Annotated in this window: 19 protein-coding genes; 11 read left to right on the forward strand and 8 right to left on the reverse strand. The window is 45.8% G+C overall.

Annotated features, from left to right (window positions below):
• Positions 1–105 precede the first annotated feature (105 nt).
• Positions 106–816, forward strand: coding sequence for a two-component system response regulator TorR (gene torR, locus R7P72_RS09440; RefSeq protein WP_005378370.1), 711 nt, complete (start codon positions 106–108; stop codon positions 814–816).
• Positions 817–887: 71 nt separating this feature from the next.
• On the opposite strand, the gene elyC is transcribed toward torR, so the two are convergent.
• On the reverse strand, positions 888–1,673 hold the full coding sequence (gene elyC / locus R7P72_RS09445; RefSeq protein ID WP_005378371.1) for an envelope biogenesis factor ElyC: 786 nt from the start codon (positions 1,671–1,673) through the stop codon (positions 888–890).
• A gap of 114 nt (positions 1,674–1,787) precedes the next feature.
• Between elyC and cmoM the strand changes: the two genes are divergently transcribed.
• Genes cmoM through mukB form a run of 4 tightly spaced genes read left to right on the forward strand, consistent with a single transcriptional unit; the run spans position 1,788 to position 9,091 of the window.
• Positions 1,788–2,579, forward strand: a complete 792-nt coding sequence (gene cmoM, locus R7P72_RS09450) for a tRNA uridine 5-oxyacetic acid(34) methyltransferase CmoM (RefSeq protein WP_031778994.1) — start codon at positions 1,788–1,790, stop codon at positions 2,577–2,579.
• A 2-nt stretch (positions 2,580–2,581) separates the two neighbouring features.
• Complete coding sequence (gene mukF, locus R7P72_RS09455) at positions 2,582–3,919, forward strand: chromosome partition protein MukF (protein WP_005378378.1); 1,338 nt, start codon at positions 2,582–2,584, stop codon at positions 3,917–3,919.
• Positions 3,900–4,625 carry a chromosome partition protein MukE gene (gene mukE / locus R7P72_RS09460; protein WP_005378379.1) on the forward strand — a complete coding sequence of 242 codons (726 nt, stop codon included), beginning with the start codon at positions 3,900–3,902 and terminating at the stop codon, positions 4,623–4,625. The genes mukF and mukE overlap by 20 nt, the downstream gene beginning before the upstream one ends.
• 2 nt (positions 4,626–4,627) lie before the next feature.
• Positions 4,628–9,091 (forward strand): chromosome partition protein MukB, encoded by a 4,464-nt coding sequence (gene mukB / locus R7P72_RS09465; RefSeq protein WP_318110481.1) that lies wholly within the window; start codon positions 4,628–4,630, stop codon positions 9,089–9,091.
• Between the two features lie 143 nt (positions 9,092–9,234).
• Here mukB and R7P72_RS09470 read toward each other — a convergent pair whose 3' ends face one another.
• From R7P72_RS09470 to R7P72_RS09500, 7 genes are all read right to left on the reverse strand, one after another.
• The gene (locus tag R7P72_RS09470; protein WP_005378381.1) at positions 9,235–9,387 is read right to left on the reverse strand and encodes a hypothetical protein; all 153 of its coding nucleotides are present in this window, start codon (positions 9,385–9,387) and stop codon (positions 9,235–9,237) included.
• Between the two features lie 227 nt (positions 9,388–9,614).
• On the reverse strand, positions 9,615–10,583 hold the full coding sequence (locus tag R7P72_RS09475; RefSeq protein ID WP_005378387.1) for an alpha-L-glutamate ligase-like protein: 969 nt from the start codon (positions 10,581–10,583) through the stop codon (positions 9,615–9,617).
• 3 nt (positions 10,584–10,586) lie between these two features.
• Positions 10,587–12,092, reverse strand: a complete 1,506-nt coding sequence (locus R7P72_RS09480; RefSeq protein ID WP_005378389.1) for an inactive transglutaminase family protein — start codon at positions 12,090–12,092, stop codon at positions 10,587–10,589.
• A gap of 11 nt (positions 12,093–12,103) precedes the next feature.
• The gene (locus tag R7P72_RS09485; protein ID WP_005378391.1) at positions 12,104–12,850 is read right to left on the reverse strand and encodes an ATP-dependent zinc protease; all 747 of its coding nucleotides are present in this window, start codon (positions 12,848–12,850) and stop codon (positions 12,104–12,106) included.
• Positions 12,851–13,127: 277 nt separating this feature from the next.
• The gene (gene cmoB / locus R7P72_RS09490) at positions 13,128–14,099 is read right to left on the reverse strand and encodes a tRNA 5-methoxyuridine(34)/uridine 5-oxyacetic acid(34) synthase CmoB (RefSeq protein WP_017820038.1); all 972 of its coding nucleotides are present in this window, start codon (positions 14,097–14,099) and stop codon (positions 13,128–13,130) included.
• 81 nt (positions 14,100–14,180) lie between these two features.
• A complete protein-coding gene (gene cmoA, locus R7P72_RS09495; protein ID WP_017635063.1) occupies positions 14,181–14,918 on the reverse strand; it encodes a carboxy-S-adenosyl-L-methionine synthase CmoA in 738 nt (245 codons plus the stop codon).
• A gap of 93 nt (positions 14,919–15,011) precedes the next feature.
• Complete coding sequence (locus tag R7P72_RS09500) at positions 15,012–15,878, reverse strand: DUF72 domain-containing protein (RefSeq protein ID WP_047100838.1); 867 nt, start codon at positions 15,876–15,878, stop codon at positions 15,012–15,014.
• Between the two features lie 273 nt (positions 15,879–16,151).
• Between R7P72_RS09500 and aspS the strand changes: the two genes are divergently transcribed.
• The 6 genes from aspS to cydA all read left to right on the forward strand — a co-directional run bounded on the left by aspS (position 16,152) and on the right by cydA (position 23,452).
• A complete protein-coding gene (gene aspS, locus R7P72_RS09505) occupies positions 16,152–17,930 on the forward strand; it encodes an aspartate--tRNA ligase (RefSeq protein WP_025766910.1) in 1,779 nt (592 codons plus the stop codon).
• A 142-nt stretch (positions 17,931–18,072) separates the two neighbouring features.
• Positions 18,073–18,819, forward strand: a complete 747-nt coding sequence (locus R7P72_RS09510) for a YebC/PmpR family DNA-binding transcriptional regulator (protein ID WP_005378402.1) — start codon at positions 18,073–18,075, stop codon at positions 18,817–18,819.
• A gap of 92 nt (positions 18,820–18,911) precedes the next feature.
• Entirely contained in the window at positions 18,912–19,433 is a 522-nt protein-coding gene (gene ruvC / locus R7P72_RS09515) for a crossover junction endodeoxyribonuclease RuvC (protein ID WP_005387909.1), read from the forward strand.
• 67 nt (positions 19,434–19,500) lie between these two features.
• A complete protein-coding gene (ruvA, locus tag R7P72_RS09520; protein WP_005378313.1) occupies positions 19,501–20,112 on the forward strand; it encodes a Holliday junction branch migration protein RuvA in 612 nt (203 codons plus the stop codon).
• A 287-nt stretch (positions 20,113–20,399) separates the two neighbouring features.
• Positions 20,400–21,404: a Holliday junction branch migration DNA helicase RuvB gene (ruvB, locus tag R7P72_RS09525; protein WP_085569636.1), complete on the forward strand. Its 1,005-nt coding sequence runs from the start codon at positions 20,400–20,402 to the stop codon at positions 21,402–21,404.
• Between the two features lie 461 nt (positions 21,405–21,865).
• A complete protein-coding gene (cydA, locus tag R7P72_RS09530; RefSeq protein ID WP_005378311.1) occupies positions 21,866–23,452 on the forward strand; it encodes a cytochrome ubiquinol oxidase subunit I in 1,587 nt (528 codons plus the stop codon).
• Positions 23,453–23,455: the final 3 nt, after the last annotated feature.

The raw sequence follows: 23,455 nt of genomic DNA on the forward strand, positions 1-23,455 counted from the left end.
AATAAAAACGCTAAATCTTGCGTTTTAATGTATCTATGACTAGAAATGTTACTAGTTATGAATAGAATACGTCTTGGATAATAAGAAGACAGAAAAGTGGTGTAAATGAGCTATCACGTATTAGTCGTAGAAGATGATGTTGTAACTCGTAGTAAGCTTGCGGGATATTTCCAAAATGAGGGCTACCAAGTCAGCGAAGCAGAGAGTGGCGCAGAAATGCGTGAAGTTTTGCAAGCGGGCGATGTAGACCTGATCATGCTGGATATTAACCTGCCTGGTGAAGACGGCCTGATGCTTACTCGTGAGTTACGTAGCCAATCGGATATTGGTATCATATTAGTAACAGGACGCACGGATAGCATTGATAAAATCGTAGGCCTAGAAATGGGTGCTGACGATTATGTGACAAAACCTTTTGAACTGAGAGAGCTGTTAGTTCGCGTTAAAAACTTGCTGTGGCGTATTTCAGCAGCGCGTAGTGGCAGCTCGAAAGCGAATGAAACCAGTGAAGAGCACATTGTGCGCTTTGGGGAGTGGACATTCGACATTCAACGTCGCGCACTTAGCCGCAACGGTGAGCCAGTAAAACTAACTAAAGCAGAGTATGAACTTTTGGTGGCATTATCGTCTTACCCTAACCAGGTGTTAAGTCGTGAGCGTATTTTGAACATGATTAGCCATCGAGTGGATGCGCCGAATGACCGCACCATTGATGTTCTTATTCGACGTATGCGCGCAAAAATGGAGTTCGATCCTAAGAACCCACAGATTTTTGTAACGGTGCACGGCGAAGGCTATATGTTTGCTGGTGACTAGTTTGAACATAACTCAGTAGTAAAAAGAAAAGGAGAGCTTCGGCTCTCCTTTTTTGTGGCTTCAAGATAATACTAGTTTGCTTCAACCATTGGTGTTTGGCCGACAGTATCACGCAACCTTTGCCAAATACTGCCCAAGTACTCATGCCAATAAAGCTCTGTTTGTTCTAAGTAACGCGCTTTAGGTGAGTATTTATCCCAAGGTTGACTTATCTCTCTAATAGCTAAGAAGTTGGTCGGGGCTGGGATTGGTTTAATGCCTGCTGCGTTGAACTCATACAATGCACGGCTCATGTGGCTCGCAGAAGTGACTAACACAATCTCCTTTTGTTGAACGAATGCAGCCGCTTGACGCGCCTCTTCCCACGTATCTTTCGCATCTTCTAATAAAATGATATCGGACTTCGCGACTCCCAACGCAAGGGCAACGTTCGCCATCATTCTCGCGTGGCTAATTTCAGATCCGCCAGCATAGCCGGATAAGATTAATTTCGCGCCTGGATACATTCTTAAAATACGAATGCCCTCAGTTAAGCGCATTAATGCTGCACGGCTTAACTGCGAGGTGGGTGGAATTTCGTCATCGATAACATGACCATTCCCTAAAACCATCACGTAGTCGATGGTGCCAGAAACTGGCAAAAAGGCTTTATGCTCTCGCTCTAACGGCATAAGAAGCTTGGTTGAAACAGGTTGGAAGGCAACAAGAAAAATGCCAACAAAAGAGAATAGAACAACGAAGCAGCCAGTTTTACGTTTTGTAGTAAAACTAATGAGAGCAAGACCCAACAAGCCTATCAGCAGCAATGCCGGAAGGGGCATAAGCATGGCTGACACTACTTTTTTCAGCTCAAACATACATAAATAGTCCGAAAAAACATCAATTGATAATAAAAATGAGGGTATCCCTCTTTATTCCTGCTTTCCTTGTGCCAGAATAGCGGCACAATCCGTTATGATAACTCAGCAGAAGTGACAGAAGACCGCAATTTCGACGATATCGCCCACAAATTTGCAAAAAATATTTACGGCTCCGATAAAGGGGAGATCCGCCAAATCATTGTGTGGGAAGATTTTCTAAAGATTCTAAGTGAATTAGATGCTGACCAGCAACCCCTAGAAGTGTTAGACGCTGGTGGTGGTTTGGCACAAATGTCGCAAAAGCTTGCTAAGCTCGGACATCGAATCGCTTTATGTGATCTATCTTCGGAAATGCTGCAGTTGGCTAAGCAGGATATTGAAAAAAACGGTTTGCTTGAGCAGTATCGCCTGATTCATTCGCCTGTCCAATCCATCGGTGAACATATGGATGTACAGGTCGATCTGGTTATGTTCCACGCTGTGATGGAGTGGCTGGTTGATCCTAAGGCCGCACTTGAAACAGTTCTAGAGCAAGTAAAACCGGGAGGCATCGCATCAGTCATGTTCTACAACCACCACGGTTTAGTCTATAAAAATGTGGTTTGTGGCAACATTCCTCATATTTTAGACGGCATGCCTCACCGGAAAAGATTTAAACTACAGCCACAGAAAGGCCTAAAACCCGAAGAGGTCTATCAATGGATAGAAGATTCTGGTTTTAGTATTTGTGGCAAATCTGGTATTCGTTCCTTCAGTGATTACATAGGCAATATGCAATACATGGGCGATTACGAGTTTGAAGATGTGTTGGCGCTAGAAAAACAACTTTGTCGACAAGAGCCATACCTCTCATTAGGCCGCTACATACACGTGTGGGCTAAGAAGAACGATAAACAGGAATAACGATGAGTGAGATGACTCTCAATGCTGCAGAGCAACCAATCGATGAGTTGGTTGGCTGGGTTAAGCAGCACGATTTCTCGTTGAACCTGACCACTGAGCGATTGGCATTTTTGATTGCTATCGCTGTACTAAGTAATGAAAGGTTCGATGAAGAATTGGGTGAAGGTGAATTGCACGACGCATTTGCCATCGTCACTCGACTTTTTGATGAGACCGGCGAAGCTTCGGCTTTCCGTGCGAACAATGCCATCAACGAGATGGTTAAGCAGCGTCTTATGAGCCGTTTTGTCAGTGAGATTACTGACGGAGCGAGCATTTACCGCTTGTCGCCATTAGCGATAGGAATTACCGACTACTACGTGCGTCATCGCGAGTTCTCGAAACTGCGTCTTTCTATCCAGCTATCGATGGTAGCGGATGAAATGGCAAAAGCGATTGAAGCTGCACAAAAGGGTGGCACTCCGGGCCACTGGAAGAAAAACGTTTACGGAATTTTGAAATATTCTGTAGGCGAGATCTTCGATCAAATCGACCTTAACCAACGTGTGATGGATGAGCAGCAACAGTCTGTTAAACAACAGATTGCTGATCTGCTTAACAAAGACTGGCGTGAAGCGATCAACAACTGTGAAGCGCTACTGTCAGAAACATCAAGCACGTTGCGTGAACTTCAAGATACGCTGCAAGCCGCCAGTGATGAACTGCAAACTCAGATCCTCGATATTCAAGAAATTGTTTACGGTGACCCTGAGCTGGAGTTTATCGAAGAAGCCTTGTTTGGTCTGCAAATGAAGCTGGACCGAATCACAAGCTGGGGCCAGCAAGCTATCGACCTTTGGATTGGTTACGACCGACACGTGCACAAGTTTATCCGTACTGCAATCGATATGGATAAGAATCGTGCGTTTAGCTCGCGTCTGCGTCAATCTGTCAAAGATTACTTCGATGCGCCTTGGTATCTGACTTATGCAGATGCGGAGAGGCTTTCCGACCTTCGTGATGAGGCCCTAGTACTGCGTGATGACGAGGTCACGGGTCAAGTTCCGATGGAAGTAGAATACGAAGAGTTTCAACAAGTCAATGATGAGTTGGCAGAGCGAATTGGTGACATGCTGAAAGCGCATAAAGATCAAGGCACACCAATCGATTTGAGTGTGGTACTGCGAGATTACCTTGCACAGCACCCTTACACTCATCATTTTGATTTAGCTCGCATTATCGTCGATCAAGCTGTACGTCTAGGGTATTCAGAATCGGATTACCAAGCGATTCAACCAGACTGGAAAGCAATCAACGAATTTGGGGCAAAGGTACAAGCGAATGTCATCGACCGATACTAATGAATACATGTCAGAGAATCTGGCAAAAGCAATTTCTAACCCTCTGTTCCCAGCGCTAGACAGCATGCTTCGAGCAGGGCGTCATATCTCAAGTGAAGATCTAGACAATCACGCGTTGTTGTCGGATTTCGAACTTGAGCTTTCTTCTTTCTACCAACGCTACAACACCGAATTGGTGAAAGCGCCAGAAGGTTTCTTCTACCTTCGTCCTCGTTCAACGTCTCTGATTGGCCGTAGTGTTCTTTCTGAACTGGATATGCTGGTGGGTAAGGTACTGTGTTTCCTTTATCTAAGCCCAGAGCGTCTTGCGCACGAAGGCATCTTCACTAACCAAGAGCTGTACGACGAACTGCTTGCTCTAGCAGATGAAAATAAGCTGATGAAGCTAGTGACGAACCGTGCTACCGGTTCTGACCTTGATAAAGAAAAGCTGTTTGAAAAAGTACGTACGTCACTTCGTCGTCTGCGTCGCCTAGGCATGATCATCAACATCGGTGAAACCGGTAAGTTCAGCATCAGTGAAGCGGTATTCCGCTTTGGTGCCGATGTACGTATTGGCGATGACATGCGTGAAGCGCAACTGCGTCTGATCCGTGATGGTGAAGCAGTAGTGCACACCAAAGAGCCAAGCCAAGGCAGCCTATTGTCTGAAGAAGATCAAGACGACCAAGCCCAAGAAGAAACGACAGAAGAGGGTGAAGCATGAGCATGATTGAACGCGGTAAATACCAATCGCTGACCATGGTTAACTGGAACGGCTTCTTTGCCCGTACGTTTGACATCGATGGTCTGGTCACCACGCTATCAGGTGGTAACGGTGCAGGTAAATCAACCACAATGGCGGCGTTCATCACCGCATTGATTCCTGACCAAACGCTACTGCACTTCCGTAACACCACAGAAGCAGGCAGCAGCCAATCGTCTCGCGACAAAGGTTTGTACGGTAAGCTACAGCCGGGCGCATGTTATGCGGCGCTAGATGTGGTGAACTCACGTAACCAACGCCTATTGTTCGCAGTAAAACTGCAGCAAGTTGCGGGTCGTGATAAGAAAGTAGACATCAAACCGTTTGTTATCCAAGGTCTTCCAAGCCATGTGAAACCAACAGATATCTTGGTTGAAAGCGTATCTGCGACTCAAGCTCGTGTACGTCAAATCAATGAAGTAAAAGAATCAATCGCAGAATTTGAAGGCGTTCAATTTAAAGCCTTCTCTTCTATCGTGGATTACCACGCACAAATGTTTGAATTCGGTGTGATTCCGAAGAAACTGCGTAACTCTGGTGACCGTTCTAAATTCTACCGCCTGATCGAAGCATCGCTTTACGGTGGTATCTCAAGTGCGATTACCCGTTCGCTACGTGACTACCTTCTGCCACAAAACGGCGGCGTGAAGAAAGCGTTCCAAGATATGGAATCGGCGCTGCGTGAAAACCGCATGACGCTAGAAGCGATCAAAACTACGCAAGCAGACCGTGACTTGTTCAAACACTTGATCACAGAGTCGACTAACTACGTGGCAGCGGACTATATGCGCCATGCTAACGAGCGTCGTAAAAAACTAGAACAGACATTGTCTTTGCGTTCAGAGTTATTTGGTTCTCGCGAGACCTTGATTGAGCAAAACAATCTGCTTAATCGCGTTCAAGAAGAGCTGGAACTGCTGATCGAATCAGAATCTTCTTTAGAGCAAGACTACCAAGCGGCTTCTGATCACTTGCAACTGGTGCAAAACGCGCTGCGTCAGCAAGAGAAGATCGAACGCTACCAAGAAGATCTTGAAGAGCTGAGCGAGCGTCTTGAAGAACAAATGATGGTAGTCGAAGAAGCGCAAGAACGCGTGATGATGGCTGAAGAGCAAGCTACCGTTGCAGAAGAAGAGGTGGATAGCCTTAAGACGCAACTTGCTGATTACCAGCAAGCTCTTGACGTTCAGCAAACTCGCGCCCTTCAATATCAACAAGCAGTTCAAGCGCTGGAGAAAGCGAAGCAACTACTTGGCGATGACAGCCTAACGGCGGAATCGGCTCAAGCGCTTGTCTCTGAGCTTAAGAACAAAGAATCAGAAAGCACCAATGCGTTGCTATCGGTTAAGCACAAACTGGACATGTCTTCTGCAGCAGCAGAGCAGTTCGAAACGGCACTTAAACTGGTACAAAGCATCGTTGGTCAAGTTGAGCGCAAAGACGCGTCTGAACATGCGAAAACCGCAATTGCGAAAGCGCGTGAGTCACAACAAATTGCACAAAACGAACAACAATGGCGAGCACAACACCGTGATCTCGAACGCAGCCTTAACCAGCAGCGTCAAGCACGTGAACTGGTTGCTGAATACAAAAAGCAATATCACGTTGAACTAACCGATGAGGTTACGTTTGAACAAGAACGTGAACGTCATGCGACGCAAATCGAATCACTAGAGATAGCTCAAGAAGAAGTTCGTGATCAGCGTGGTGAACAGCGCCGTCTAGAGCAAAACGCGGTGGCAGAAATCAGTAAGCTTGAAGCAATAGCACCAGCTTGGATTGCGGCGAACGATGCGCTAGAGAAACTGAGAGAGCAGAGCGGTGAAGAACTTGAGGATCGCCATGCGGTAATGAACCACATGCAAGTTGTCCTTGAACAAGAAAGGGAGTTGTCTTTAGCTAAAGATAAGCTTGCTGAGCGCCGTAGCCAGCTAGACGCTGAGATTGAGCGTCTTGCTTCTCCTGGTGGTTCAAATGACCCTCGCCTGAAAGGTTTGGCAGATACGCTGGGCGGTGTATTGCTGTCTGAGATCTACGATGACATCATGATTGATGACGCGCCTTACTTCAGTGCGATGTACGGTCCGGCTCGTCACGCTATCGTTGTTTCTGACTTGTCAGGCATCGAAGAAAAACTGGTAGAGCTAGACGACTGTCCAGAAGACTTGTACATCATTGAAGGTGACATCGATGCCTTTGATGACAGCTCGTTCGATGCAGAAGAGTTAGAGGGCGCGGTTTGCGTTCGTATGAACGATCGCCAAATGCGTTACTCTCGCTTGCCTGAGATCCCATTGTTTGGCCGCGCGGCACGTGAGCAGCGTCTAGAGTTGCTGCGTAACGAACGAGAAGAAGTGGTAGAGAAACACGCAAAAGCGGCGTTTGATTCTCAGAAAATGCAGCGCTTGTACCAAGCGTTTAACTTATTTGTGTCTAACCACATTCAGGTTGCTTTTGACGCCGATCCAGAACAAGCACTGGCAACTATTCGTGATAAGCGTAACCAAATTGCTCGCGTGCTGGCGGATCTGGATGCGAAAGAGCAACAACAACGTTCTCAGCTTCAAACCAGCAAGCAAGCGTTGTCTTCTCTGGACAAGCTAGCGTCACACATGGTGCTTGTTGAAGATGAGTCATTGCAAGCGCGTTTTGATGAGCTAGAAGAGAAAATCGCTCAGCTTGCAGAGGCGAAGAACTTCTTAAGCAACCATGCAAAAGCCGTCGCGCAATTAGAGAATATTGCGTCTGCGCTTGATGCTGACCCAGAGCAATTCGATGCACTAGAAGCAGAATACAAAGCGGCAGACGAGCGGCTACAAGATCTTAAGAAGCAAATCTTTGCACTCTCGGATCTCGTTGAACGTCGTCACTACTTCGCTTACTCAGATTCAGTAGACCTACTGAACAAGAGTAGCGAACTGAGTGAGCAGCTAAAAGCTAAACTGGTTCAAGCTGAACAAATGCGTACACGCTCTCGTGAAGAGTTGAAACAATCGCAAGGTCAAATGAACCAATACAACCAAGTATTGGCATCATTGAAGAGTTCACACCAAGCGAAACTGGAAACGGTTCAAGAGTTCAAACAAGAACTTCAAGAGTTTGGCGTGAACGCGGACGAAGGTGCAGAAGAACGTGCAATGCGTCGTCGTGACGAACTGCACGAGCGTCTACACACGTCTCGCAGTCGTAAGAGCGAATACGAGCGCACGATCACCTCTACTGAACTAGAGATGAAAGGCTTGGCGAAACGCCTGAAGAAAGTTCAGAAAGAATATGTTGAGTTGCGTACCTTCGTGGTTGCAGCGAAAGCTGGCTGGTGTTCAGTACTTCGTTTAGCGCGTGAGAACGATGTTGAGCGTCGTCTACACAAGCGTGAACTGGCTTACATGTCTGCGGATGAGCTGCGTTCTATGTCTGATAAATCATTGGGGGCGCTGCGTCTAGCGGTTGCGAACAATGACGACCTGCGTGATGCGCTGCGTCTATCAGAAGATAACGCACGTCCAGAGCGTAAAGTTCTGTTCTATATTGCTGTATACCAACACCTTCGTGAGCGTATTCGTCAGGATATCATCCGTACTGATGACCCAGTTGAAGCAATCGAAGAGATGGAAGTCGAGCTGGCGCGTCTAACGGAAGAGCTAACGCAACGTGAAAACCGTCTAGCGATCAGCTCTGAGTCAGTAGCGAGCATCATCAAGAAGACGATTCAGCGTGAGCAAAACCGTATTCGTATGCTGAACCAAGGTTTGTCGAACATCTCGTTTGGTCAGGTGAAGGGCGTACGTCTAAACGTGAAGATTCGTGAAAGTCACGAAGTGCTACTGAACGGACTAGCGACACAGCAAGAGCAGCATAAAGATCTGTTTGAATCGACTCGCTTTACCTTCTCTGAAGCAATGGCGAAACTGTTCCAACGCGTGAACCCACATATCGATATGGGTCAACGTTCTCCTCAGGTTCTGGGTGAAGAGCTACTGGATTACCGTAACTACCTAGAGCTAAGTGTAGAAGTGAACCGTGGTACAGACGGTTGGCTACAAGCAGAGTCTGGCGCGCTATCAACAGGTGAAGCGATCGGTACCGGTCAGTCAATCCTTCTGATGGTTGTTCAAAGCTGGGAAGAAGAGTCTCGTCGTCTACGCAGCAAAGACATTGTGCCTTGTCGTTTGCTTTTCTTGGATGAAGCAGCGCGTCTGGATGCGAAATCGATCGCGACATTGTTCGAATTGTGTGACCGTCTGGATATGCAGCTTCTTATCGCGGCACCTGAAAACATCAGCCCAGAGAAAGGTACGACCTACAAACTGGTGCGTAAGGTGTTTAAAGATCACGAACACGTACACGTGGTTGGTCTGCGTGGTTTTGGTCAAACGGATAAGCCTAAGACTGAAGCACAAGAGATGATTGAAGAGTTTGAATCGTAAACTTCGAATCTAACAAAACGCCCGCAATGAACGCGGGCGTTTTTGTATCTGTTTGCGAGGCAGGCTTCGAACAACATAAGACAAGCCGAGACTGTAGGACGGCAGTCTCGGCTTATTAGCGGAACTTAATGAGGAAGCGACGTTTATTCCTCTGGAATATCGTCCCTGACTTCGATCATTTCAGCAAGCTCTTCAAGTGCTTGGACAGAAAGCTCAGACAAGCGTTGTAGGTGTTGGTCTAAGCTCTCTTGTTCTTCAAGCTCTGGTTCATCATTATTTGTTTCTTTTATTAGCATTTCCCAACCTCTCAAGTTGAGTAAGGGGAGCTCTCATCATACTCAAAAGGCAAAGTAGAAAAGAAACGATCTATGTTGATTTTGTTAGCTCGATCATTGATTCAACTTATATATGAGAAGGATGTGTTTAATAAGGAGAGCAAGTGCAAGGTTTTTGGATGCGGGAACAAAAACGCCAGTAATCATGACAATTACTGGCGAGTAATAACGAACATTATGTCGAAGGGTTAGAACAACGGCTTCACACCGAACTGCTCTGCCGCGTAAGCGACGCGTTCAATCGGTTTTGGATACTCAGCAGGTGTGCCAAGGCTCTCTATGTGTTTCAAACGAGGAAGCAAGCCTGCACCATTAGCGATTTGGATTGCCAGACCAGGGCGAGCGTTAAGCTCTAAAACCATAGGCCCTTCATCTTTATCCAGCACCATATCCGTACCCATGTATCCCAAACCTGTCATTTCCCAGGCACTTGACGCAAGCTCCAGCAAGCGCTCCCAATGCGGTACTTGAAGGGTCGAAAGGTCTTTACCTGTATCAGGGTGATGAGTCACTGGATGATCGAACTGCACCGCTCTGACGGCTTTACCTGTCGCGATGTCAATGCCTACTCCTACCGCACCTTGGTGAAGGTTTGCTTTGCCGTCGGAAGCCGCTGTAGAACAGCGCATCATCGCCATAACTGGATAACCTTTAAATACGATGATCCGAACATCTGGTACGCCTTCATAACTGAAGCCATCAAAACAGTCATCAAACTTGATTAAGTTTTCAACCACAGCAACGTCATTTTTACCACCAAGAGAGAAAAGGCCAGCAAGCGCATTACTAATGTGACGCTCGACCTCATCCCTACCAATTGTAGAGCCGGAGGGTTTGGTATATACCCCGTTTTTGTGAGACGTAACAACCAGAATGCCTTTACCGCCACTACCTTGTGCAGGTTTGATTACAAAACCAGGCCAGTTTTCAACCATTTTGTGGATAGTCTTAACTTCAGCTTGGTTATGAATGACACCGATCAGGGCAGGAACTGTTGCTCCTGCTGCCTGTGCAATAATTTTGGTCTTTAGCTTGTCATCGACAAGTGGGTATTTAGAACGATCATTGTAACGGCCAATATAGCTGTGGTTACGCTTGTTCATCCCCATAATGCCTTTATGGCGAAGCTTAGACGGCGAAGTAAAACTTTCGAACATCGTTTAGTCCTCCGCTAGTGGTTTGAAGCGTCGTAGCTCAGTGAGGCGGTAACCTGTGTAAGTACCTAGTAATAGAATACCGGCCAGAACAATCAACTGTAGACCAATGAAGTTAAAGGTTAAGTGTTGAATGTATGAGTTCGTCATTGCAAGGTAAACTAATACCGCTGTCAGCAATGAACCACCACCTTGCAGAGCAACTTCCTTCGCACCTTCTTCTTCCCATAGGATTGACATACGTTCAATCGTCCAAGACAAGATTATCATAGGGAAGAAGGTAATTGTTAGGCCTTCCGTTAAGCCCATCTTAAACGCAACAACGGTGAACACCGAGATGATCATGATAACGGTAATAATGACCGCAGATATCCTTGCTACCAGCAATAAGTTCAACCTAGACAAATAGCTTCGAATAATCAGGCCTGTACCTACAATTAGCAAGAAACCGACAATACCCGTTAATAGTTGAGTTTGAACAAAAGCAACGGCAATCAACACAGGCATGAAGGTACCGGATGTTTTCAGGCCGATAATCACACGCAAGAACACAACGATCAGAGCACCAATAGGGATGAGCATGATGGTTTTGAACATCGCTTGCTCTTCCAAAGGTAAGCTATGAATTGAAATATTCAGTAATCCATCTGCTTCTATTTTGTTGTTTGTAGCTTGTTGTGGTGTCATTTCTTGCTTAATCATCGAGAAATGCACTTGGCTATTTTTACCACCAACAAGGTCAAGTAAGGATACGTTTGATTCATCCCACACTAACAAGTTGGGTTTCACTGCTTTTTGTTCGGATTTTGGCGAAAACAGTACCCAATCTTTACCTGACCAAACCTGAACCATTGGTTGAATTGTTTGGCGTCGACGACCATCTTCTAGTTCGATAACACCGACGGTTTTGCTTTGTATACCTGCGGTAAGCAAAATATTATGCAGTGCATCAGTACGGCTGAAATCGTTCAGTAGTAGCGACGAGTTTTGGCTATCTGGGTCATTAAGCGCTTTGATAAGCTCACGAGTAAACGTCACATTATCGGCTGAGCGACTCATCGCACGTTCGATAAGGGCATTTGCCGCTGCTGCTTGTGGTGCTGATAGCGTTGGTGGCGTAATGTCTTCCGTTGGCGGTAAAGGAGTGACTTTAGCCTGAGGGTCTACTAAGAACTGGGCTTTGTAGTATATGGTTTGTGGACCTTGAGCTTGGCGAATTGACCATTCTGCACGACGGCCTGAATCGTCATTGATGTAGGAAACGCCATAACCTGATGAGGAAGCAGATTCACCGATAAGTGTGTAACCACTTTGTGTATGAGGTGCTGCAAGTGACGCTTTTACTTCGTTGCCGTTAGCATTGAACTCAATACGAGCTTCTACATCCCATACCTGGCGAGTTTCGCCTGGCGTCCAAGGCACGCCGTAGTTTTCATGTCTGAAAACACTCAGAGCAATGCCCGCAATCACCAATAAGATGATAGAAAGGTAAAACGGTATTTTTGACGTCATAATCTACCTTATTATTTTTTATCTTCGTCCGTTTGGATATAGGTACGACTTACATCGACAAGTGCTATGTCGCGCATAAATTCTCTACCCAGTAAAATAGGATGGTTCATATGTGAGCGATCTGCCAACGTAAATTGCGCTTTTTCATGAATTTTTCCAACGCGCACCCAAAGTTCTACCACAGCGCGGCGTTCTAACTCTTCACTGGTAACCTGGCGGATTTTGACGTAGCGAATGACAGGAGCTTCGATCCAAGTACTTTTCTCTTCTTCGGATTTACTGGTGTCTGCTAAGTGGAATCGGACCCATTTTTTGCCATTTCTTTCGAACTCTTCAATATCAACGGCATTTAAAGACGACGTCGCGGCACCAGTGTCGATACGTGCATCAAAAGTTTGCTTAATCGACTCTACAGTGACCTTTTCGATAGAGCCAAGGACAATATCGTGAGTTGGGGTTGGTTCCACAGGAGCGGGAGATTGGACAATAATCGGCTCTTTCGGTTTTTTTACTTCTGCCATTGCTTCATCGCGAAATGTAAGAAGTTCAACCTGTAGTTTATCGACTTGTTCTTCAAGGCTGTCGATATAGTCCGATTGGTTGCTGAGCTGTAGCTCTAGGTTGGTAATGCGATTATTGACATTCGCTTCTGAATTTTGAATCGCCGCTAACGTTTCTTGGTGGTACTGTTCGCCTTTGGTTAGTGAGCATCCAGATAGTAAGGCGATGGCAACAATCGGGGTCAATCGTAATAACATTGAAAACCTTGGGATTGGATTAAGTTGTTTATTTTTTAGGAGTTTAGCTTATATCGATAAAGCCTCACAAGTAAGAATGTTTCTCTATTACTTATTGTTTGAGGAATAGTGATGAAAAGCCAAAAATCAAGGACATAAAAGCGCATCCTTATTTAGAGCGTGCTTATATTTTGACGTGAAAAATGGATTCAAAAAAACAAACTCGCTCATTACGAGGAAAGAGGGTAATGTCTTAACTCGTAAAATGAGTTAAGACAATGTCAGGAATCTCAGCGAATTATGATTTGCGAGCGACAAGAACCGCGCGGCGAGGGGCAGGATAGCCTTCTACAGTTTTGCTTGGGTCGTTCGGATCTAAGTAGTCAGGTAGAGAGTTATGCGTCATCCAATCTGTGGTACGTTGTTCATCTACGGATGTGATGTTTTCATCAACGATACGAACATCTTCAAAACCGACCAATTCTAACCACACTTTTAGGGCTTTTGCTGAAGGGAAGAAATAGACATTACGCATTTGCGCGTAACGAGAAGTCGGGACCAATACTGCATTCTCATCACCTTCAATCACGAGTGTTTCCAATACGAGTTCACCACCAGATACCAATTGATCTTTTAGTTGTACTAAATGATCGAGAGGCGAGCGGCGATGGTAAAGAACACCCATGCTGAATACCGTATCGAACGCTTCTAACTTAGGTAGCTGTTCAATGCCCAATGGCAATAGGTGCGCACGTTGGTCATCGCCCATTAGTTTACGAATTGCTTCGAACTGAATTAGAAACAGGTGAGATGGATCGATACCGACAGTTAAGCGTGCACCTTCGCCTAGCATGCGCCACATGTGGTATCCGTTACCACAACCTACATCGAGTACGCTGCGATTCTTTAATGGTGAAATATGCGGAAGCACGCGGTCCCATTTCCAATCACTGCGCCACTCAGTATCAATATGGATGCCGTGTACGTTGTATGGGCCTTTGCGCCAAGGATGGAATGTACGAAGTAAGCTTTCTAGCTTTTTAAGTTCCCCTTGAGGCATGGGCTCATTGTTTGAAATCGTGACAGAATCAACAATGTCGATGTTGTCCGGTCTACCCGCTGGGATTTTGTTCAGGGCTTTCAACCAGCGACCAAAGTCACCGTGCTCTGCATTTTGCCAATCCGTTAGCTGTTGTGGAAGCACATTAAGCCAAGGTTGAAGACGGGTGTCTTGGGCAATCAATTGGTAGAAATTTGCAAAGTTAAACATAGTTAGTTAATCGCTGAGTTGATGGGTATAAATTATTAACAAAAGCCGAAATCGGTATAGTTCAGGCTTTGTATGCATGGTCTATTTAATCGCGAACATGGAGCCGAAGTTAAAGCATTGGAACCAAACATCGTAGCTAGAAAAGCCAATTTTAGCGAAACGCTCTTTATGCTCTTTCTTTGAATCTGGGCGCATTACGTTTTCTATCGCGCTACGCTTTTGGCTGATTTCTAGTTCGCTATAACCATTCGCACGTTTAAAGTCGTGGTGAAGGTCAATTAACAGTTCGTTCGAAACTTCATCTTCGAAGACGAACTTCTCCGATAGAATCAAAATGCCGCCTGGACGCAGGCCTGCGTAAATTTTCTCGAGCAAGGAGTAACGATCTTCTGGAGAGAGGAATTGCAAAGTGAAGTTCAACACCACCACTGACGCGTTTTCAATTTCGATATTGCGAATGTCTGCTTCTACTACATCCACAGGAGTGTCACTGCGGTAAGCGTTGACGTGAAGTTTACAACGCTCAACCATCGCAGGAGAGTTGTCCACTGCGATGATTTGGCAACCTTCTTGTTTGATATGGCGACGCATAGACAATGTTGCAGCACCCAAAGAACAGCCAAGGTCATAGATGTTTGAGTGAGGTTTTACAAAACGCTCTGCCAGCATACCGATTGCAGAAATGATATTGCTGTAACCCGGTACCGATCGTTGAATCATGTCAGGAAATACTTCCGCTACGCGTTCATCGAACGTGAAATCCCCAATTTTATCGATTGGAGCCGAAAAAATAGTATCTGGATTGCTCTTAGGGTTCATAACTAAGTCTCTGCATACAAGCCGCCTGAAAATGTCAGGCACCAAAAAAGGCGCGTATTTTATGGGAATTTCGCGCCTCTGTCATGTGTTGCGTTAGAACATCTGTAACTGCGAGTTGCCATCGTCAGCTGGGAAAGGTGCTAACTCAGGGAGCGTGATACGCTTTTGTATGTCTTTATATAGGTTTGCGGCCAACTCTGGCGCAATTATATTGTCTGCAGTATGGATCATGACATATGGCTGCTTACCTTCGGCAATCCATTGTGGCAACTTGCTGAGCCATGGTTTAAAAAACTCGTAGTTTTGCTGTTCTTCTGGATGACCAATAAAGCGAATCAAAGGGTGTGAAGCGGTAGCAATGGCGTGAACAGGGACTCGTGGTTTTTTCATTTGTGCATCAATAATCGCCTCATTGTCGGGCTTAGCGGCAAAGACTGGGCGGCTATCCATAATAATGCGGTCAATATTATTCTCTACTAACCATTGGTTAAGTGCTCGCTCTTCTTCGCCTTTGGAGAAAAATGCCATATGGCGAACCTCAACACCGAGAGGGAAGCTAGGTGGAAAGCTCGCACAGAACTTTTTCAGTCGATCAAGGTGCTCAGGACCAAATGCGGCTGGTAATTGAATTGTCCATTGGCCCACACGGTCATGCAAAGGCTCCATGACCTTCATGAAGTCTCTCAGTTGTTCGCTGCAACCTCTTAGCATTTGCTCATGAGTGATGGCTTTAGGAAGTTTGAAAGTAAAGCGAAAATCATCGTGGGTTGCGGCTCTCCAGTTTTGCACTGTATTGAGCGTCGGTGTGGCATAAAATGTCGTGTTGCCTTCCACGGTATGAAACACTTGCGCATACCTTTCTAAACGTTCAGCGGGCTTTGTCCCGCTGCCGTAAAAACTTTGTTGCCATTGATTGTGCGACCACATCGTCAATCCAAGTCGAAGAGGTAAGTTATCCATTATTCTTTACTGCTTGCTACTCGTGTGAATACTTTACGAGAGTTTTGCTGAAATAGGTAATTTCACGCTATAATCCTCCCCAATTTTTTCGCTTTGGTGCGCTTTTGAACATTTGTTGTACTAAAAAGCACCAGTGAATGATAAAACACACGTAATTGTATGTTGAGTAGTCGATTTTCGTGGACATTCAGCGTATAACTGAATCTTTACTCTGCTTAGCAATGAGGCTGACAGAGCGTAGTTAACAACATTTGAGAGATTGGGAATTTCATTATGCGTACCCATTACTGTGGTCACCTGAACAAGTCCCTTGCAGGACAAACTGTAGAACTTTGCGGCTGGGTTAACCGTCGTCGTGATTTAGGCGGTCTTATTTTTATTGATATGCGAGATCGCGAAGGTATCGTTCAGGTAGTTGTTGATCCAGATATGGCGGATGCGTATGAAGTGGCGAACACACTTCGTAATGAATTCTGTATCAAACTAACGGGTGAAGTGCGCGTTCGCCCAGAGAGCCAAGCAAACAAAGACATGGCAACAGGTGAAGTCGAGATCCTTGCGAAAGGTCTTGAAATCATCAACCGTTCTGATGTTCTGCCTCTAGATTTCAACCAAAAGAACTCTGAAGAGCAACGCCTGAAGTACCGTTACCTAGATCTACGTCGTCCTGAAATGAGCGACCGCATCAAGCTACGTGCTAAAGCGTCTAGCTTTGTTCGTCGTTTCCTAGATGACAACGGCTTCCTAGACATCGAAACGCCAGTACTAACAAAAGCGACTCCAGAAGGCGCTCGTGACTACCTAGTACCTAGCCGTGTTCACAAAGGCAGCTTCTACGCGCTTCCTCAGTCTCCACAGCTATTCAAACAACTTCTAATGATGTCTGGTTTTGACCGTTACTACCAAATCGTTAAGTGTTTCCGTGATGAAGACTTGCGTGCTGACCGTCAACCAGAATTCACTCAGATCGATATCGAAACGTCATTCATGACGGCTGACCAAGTTCGTGCAACGACTGAGAAAATGGTTCGTGAAATGTGGCAAGAGCTACTAAACGTTGACCTAGGTGAATTCCCAGTAATGCCGTTCAGCGAAGCGATTCGTCGTTTCGGTTCGGACAAGCCAGACCTACGTAACCCACTGGAACTAGTAGACGTTGCTGACCTAGTGAAAGACGTTGAGTTCAAAGTATTCTCAGGTCCAGCAAACGACGAAAAAGGCCGCGTTGCCGTTATTCGCGTTCCAGGTGGCGCTTCTCTGACTCGTAAGCAAATTGATGGCTACGGTGAATTCGTTGGCATCTACGGTGCGAAAGGTCTAGCTTGGATGAAGGTTAACGACCGTGCAGCGGGCATGGAAGGTATCCAATCTCCAGTCGCTAAGTTCCTAAACGAAGACGTGATCAACGGCATTCTAGATCGTACTCAAGCGGAATCTGGTGACATTATCCTATTTGGCGCTGATAAAGCGGGTATCGTTGCAGAAGCAATGGGTGCGCTACGTCTGAAACTAGGTAAAGACCTAGAGCTAACGGATGAGTCTGCATGGGCTCCACTATGGGTTGTTGACTTCCCAATGTTCGAAGAAGATGACGAAGGCAACCTACACGCGATGCACCACCCATTCACATCGCCTCTAGGTGTGACTGCAGAAGAGCTAAAAGCAAACCCTGCTGCGGCAAATTCTAACGCTTACGATATGGTTCTAAATGGCTACGAAGTGGGCGGCGGCTCTGTTCGTATCCACAACGCAGATATGCAAGAAGCCGTATTTGATATTCTAGGTATCACACCTGAAGAGCAACAGCTTAAGTTCGGCTTCCTGCTTGATGCGCTGAAATTCGGTACGCCTCCACACGCCGGTCTTGCATTTGGTCTAGACCGTCTAGTAATGCTGCTATGTGGCACAGAGAACATCCGTGATGTTATCGCGTTCCCTAAAACAACAGCAGCGGCGTGTCTACTAACAGACGCACCAAGTATTGCGAACCCAACAGCGCTAGAAGAGCTAGCAATCGCAGTAACTACAGCGAAAGAAAAAGACGCAGAATAAGCGCACAACATTTGAAGAAAACTCCCGCAACTGCGGGAGTTTTTGTTTAAATAAACCCAAGAAACTTCCAAAGCAATTTCCCAAGCAACGCTTTTTAGAACATGTCTGCTATTAAGCGTCAAAATACATTAAAAGGTGAATTATGGCTGGTCATAGTAAATGGGCGAATATTCGTCACCGTAAAGCAGCGCAAGATGCGAAGCGCGGCAAAATATTTACTAAATTAATCCGTGAAATCGTTGTTGCGGCAAAAGAGGGGGGTGGTGAGCCAGAAAATAACCCACGTTTGCGAGCAGCAATTGATAAAGCACTGTCTAACAACATGACACGTGACACTGTCAACCGTGCTGTCAGCCGAGGTGCTGGTGGTGAAGGCGACGACAACATGGAAACCGTGATCTATGAAGGTTATGGTCCAGGTGGTACGGCGGTCATGGTCGAATGTATGACGGATAACCGAAATCGTACGGTATCTGGCGTACGCCATGCATTCTCAAAGTCAGGCGGTAATCTGGGGACGGATGGTAGCGTCAACTATCTTTTCGACAAGAAAGGCGTGATTTCATATGGCCCAGGTTTAGATGAGGATGCGGTAATGGAAGTAGCATTAGAAAGTGGTGCTGATGACATTGAAACGGCAGAAGATGGCTCGATTGATGTCTACACGGCCCCAGGCGATTTTGGACTCGTAAAAGATGCTCTTGATGCCGCAGGGTTTGAGGCAGAGAACGCTGAGGTGTCGCTGATCCCATCTACGAAAGCAGATTTGGACGCGGATACTGCGCCAAAACTACTTCGTTTGATTGACGCTTTGGAAGATCTGGACGACGTTCAAGAGGTTTATCACAATGGTGATATCTCTGACGACGTTGCGGCTACGCTAGATTAAACTCAAGGTGTCGGGAGCGGTATTTGCTCCGAAGTTAGCAAGTAATAATAAAAAGACTGAGGCCGAATTAGGCCTCATTTTTAGGAACATTCATGTCAATTATTTTGGGCATTGACCCAGGTTCGCGCATTACCGGCTATGGGGTCATTCGTCAAAATGGACGCCACTTGCAATACCTTGGTAGTGGCTGCATTCGTACTTCAGAAAAAGAACTTCCGGGTCGGCTTAAACAGATTTATGCAGGCGTCACGGAAATCATTACCCAGTTTCAACCGGACGTTTTCGCGATCGAGCAAGTGTTTATGGCCAAAAACGCGGATTCAGCGCTAAAACTTGGCCAAGCTCGTGGCAGTGCAATTGTTGCTGCGGTGAATGCGGAGTTGCCGGTATTTGAATACGCGGCTCGTCTTATTAAGCAAGCTGTCGTCGGCACTGGTGGCGCGGACAAAGCGCAAGTTCAGCATATGGTTCAGCAGATGCTTAAATTGCCCGCCAAGCCTCAAGCGGATGCAGCCGATGCTTTAGGTGTGGCGATTTGTCATGCCAATACTAACAAGACTCTCGTTGCGTTAGCGGGCAAAGCAACCAGTGCCAGAAAAGGGCGCTACCGTTAAAATTAACTGGATGTCTATCCAGTTCTTTATTATCCTGTCGCAAATTCATTTCCAAAGAGTATTTATAGTGATTGGACGTCTTCGTGGCATACTGATTGAAAAGCAACCACCTGAAGTATTAATTGAAGTTAATGGCATTGGCTATGAAGTCCAGATGCCAATGAGCTGTTTTTACGAACTGCCAAATGTTGGCGAAGAAGCCATTATTTATACTCACTTTGTTGTCCGTGAAGATGCGCAATTGCTATACGGTTTCAACACGGTAAAAGAACGAGCACTTTTCCGTGAAGTGATCAAAGCCAATGGCGTTGGTCCTAAACTCGGTCTTGGTATTCTCTCTGGTATGACAGCAACGCAATTCGTTACTTGTGTGGAACATGAAGACGTTTCTACGCTGGTTAAGCTTCCAGGCGTTGGCAAGAAAACCGCAGAGCGATTGGTTGTTGAAATGAAAGACCGCTTGAAAGGGTGGGGCGCTGGCGATCTATTTACACCATTTACGGATGCTGCTCCTGCGGATTCTGGTGCGACATCCAACAACGCGGAAGAAGAAGCAATCAGTGCGCTTCTAGCTCTAGGTTACAAGCCGACTCAAGCGTCGAAAGTGGTATCTCAGATCGCTAAACCGGACATGAGCAGTGAGCAAATGATCCGTGAAGCTCTAAAATCAATGGTGTAACGCTGGTTGCACAGTGAACATTTGTTCAAGATAACTCATTCTCTAAGGTTAATGCCAATCGCTTAACGATGTTTTTTTGTGTCATTCCAGCGAGCCTGGCGAGACTGGGAATCTAATAGCAGCACGCTGAGCGGTTAATGAAACAATTTGACCATAAATCGCTCGGATAGAAGATCCTGTATCACGCTCCTTCGTCGCTGTACAGGATGACGAGATATAGAAATATGCCACTTGCTGTTAAACGAGCGGCATTATTCTCTCAGGTAACCATTTTTCAAGGTAAAAAGATGATTGAAGCCGATCGTTTAATCGCGCCAGAAAACCCTGCCTTTCGTGATGAAGATGTCATTGATCGTGCTATTCGGCCAAAAAAATTAGCGGATTACCAAGGTCAGGACCATGTCCGTGACCAAATGGAGATCTTCATTAAAGCTGCTCAGTTACGTAGCGAAGCACTTGATCACCTTTTGATTTTTGGTCCCCCAGGTTTGGGTAAAACCACACTTGCGAACATCGTTGCCAATGAAATGGAAGTGAACATTCGCACTACTTCAGGCCCTGTACTTGAGAAAGCAGGCGATTTGGCCGCGCTGTTAACCAACCTCGAAGAAAACGATGTGTTGTTCATCGATGAGATTCACCGCTTGAGCCCGATGGTTGAAGAGGTGCTGTATCCGGCGATGGAAGATTATCAACTGGATATTATGATCGGTGAAGGTCCGGCCGCTCGTTCTATTAAGATCGATTTACCACCATTTACGTTAATTGGTGCGACGACCCGAGCGGGCTCTTTAACGTCACCATTGCGCGACCGCTTTGGTATTACTCAGCGCCTTGAGTTTTATAAGATAAAAGACCTCCAAGATATCGTGCAGCGAAGCGCGGATTGTTTAGGTTTATCAATGGAATCTGAAGGTGCATTGGAAGTGGCAAGACGTGCGCGTGGCACACCACGTATTGCTAACCGTTTGCTACGTCGTGTTCGTGATTATGCGGAAGTAAAAGGCAATGGTCACATTTGTGCCGATGTTGCCGATAAGGCGTTGAATATGCTTGATGTGGACGCCGAAGGCTTCGATTACATGGACCGTAAGCTACTACTCGCGATTATGGAAAAATTTGGTGGTGGTCCGGTCGGGCTCGACAACATGGCAGCGGCGATAGGTGAAGAAAAGGACACTATTGAAGACGTTCTTGAACCTTATCTTATTCAGCAAGGTTATTTACAACGCACTCCGCGTGGAAGAATCGCGACAGATCGTGCGTATTTGCATTTCGGAATTGAAAAATAAGATTCCCTCGCTGGGCCTTTGTTGCCCAGCGCTTCATTAAAGTTGACCAAACTCACATTTTTTGAATTTTTTCTCATACTGGTTTAGTAAGTAAAAAGCATTGATTGTTAACTCGATGTTTGCTTGCAACTGGTTAATTTCTCTCCTGATTACTCTCTCTTAACATCCGTATCCAATACTGGTTGATCTAGATCAATGTGATGGATTTTTGTGCAAATTCCGCGCATAAACATTGATGTATATCAAAGCGCGTTACGGCTATAAACCTTTTGAAACAATCTGTTTTTACAAGTAATATTAGCCCCAGCTATATTAGCTGATGCTTAACAATTAACTAACCAATGAAGCACATTTTTGCAACAATGAGTTGTGATAATTCAACATTTTTCAAGTGTAAATAACACCTGAATATGGATTGCAATATGTAGAGAGTGTCATTCAGCCGACACATAGGAGTTACCATGATTGACGTAGTTGATCTATCGCGGTTGCAGTTTGCACTGACAGCGATGTATCACTTCCTATTCGTACCATTGACCCTTGGTATGGCCTTCCTTCTGGCCATTATGGAATCGATGTACGTAATGACGAACAAGCAAATCTATAAGGACATGACCAAGTTCTGGGGTAAGCTATTCGGTATTAACTTTGCACTTGGTGTGGCGACTGGCCTTACCATGGAGTTCCAGTTTGGTACGAACTGGTCTTACTACTCCCACTATGTAGGTGATATCTTCGGTGCACCGCTAGCGATCGAAGCACTTGTCGCATTCTTCCTGGAGTCAACTTTTGTTGGTCTATTCTTCTTCGGGTGGGATCGTCTATCTAAACGCCAACACTTAGCGGTTACCTGGCTTGTTGCACTAGGCTCTAACTTCTCTGCTCTTTGGATTCTTATCGCAAACGGCTGGATGCAAAACCCAGTAGGCGCAGATTTCAACTTCGAAACCATGCGAATGGAAATGGTGAGCTTCTCTGAGGTTGTACTAAACCCAGTTGCTCAGGTTAAGTTCGTGCATACGGTTGCTTCTGGTTACACTTGTGGCGCAATGTTTATTCTAGGCATCAGTTCATACTACCTATTAAAAGGTCGTGACATTGCGTTTGCTCGTCGTTCGTTTGCTATTGCTGCTTCTTTCGGTATTGCAGCTATCTTATCTACCATCGTTCTTGGTGACGAATCTGGCTATGAGCTTGGTGAAGTTCAAAAAGTGAAACTCGCTGCAATTGAAGCAGAGTGGCACACTGAACCTGCACCTGCCGCATTTACGTTATTTGGTGTTCCTAACCAGGAAACGATGCATACCGATTACGCAATTAAGATCCCTTACGTAATGGGTATTATCGCGACACGCTCTTTTGATGAGCAAGTAACAGGTCTTCGTGATTTACGTGATGAACACGTCGATCGTATTCGTGACGGCATGTACGCTTATGAACTTCTAGAGAAGCTTCGTGCGGGCGATAAGTCAGAAGAAAACATGACTGCGTTTGATGAAGTGAAAGGTGACCTAGGTTACGGTCTACTTCTAAAGCGCTACACAGACAATGTTGTTGATGCAACAGAAGAGCAAATCCAAGCTGCTGCGGACGACTCAATCCCAACAGTATGGCCGCTATTCTGGTCATTCCGTATCATGGTTGCTTGTGGCTTCATCATGTTGTTTGTCTTTGGTGCGGCGTTTATCCAAACGTGTCGTCAGAAGATTGAGCAGAAACAATGGATTCTAAAAGCTGCACTATTTAGCATTCCACTACCTTGGATTGCAATTGAAGCGGGTTGGTTCGTCGCTGAGTACGGCCGTCAACCTTGGGCTGTAGGTGAAATTTTACCAGTACATGTTGCAGCTTCTGCACTAACTGCAGGTGAAATCTGGACTTCACTCTTCGCAATTCTGGCGCTATACACGGTATTCCTGATTGCAGAAGTTTACCTAATGTTGAAATTCGCTCGTAAAGGCCCAAGTAGCCTGAAAACGGGTCGCTACCACTTCGAGCAAAATGCTGACTCTGTTGAAGACAAAGTTAGTCGCCAAGTAGAAGCGTAAGGT

The sequence above is a fragment of the Vibrio sp. Vb0888 genome (assembly GCF_033338835.1).
Lineage (GTDB): Bacteria > Pseudomonadota > Gammaproteobacteria > Enterobacterales > Vibrionaceae > Vibrio > Vibrio alginolyticus.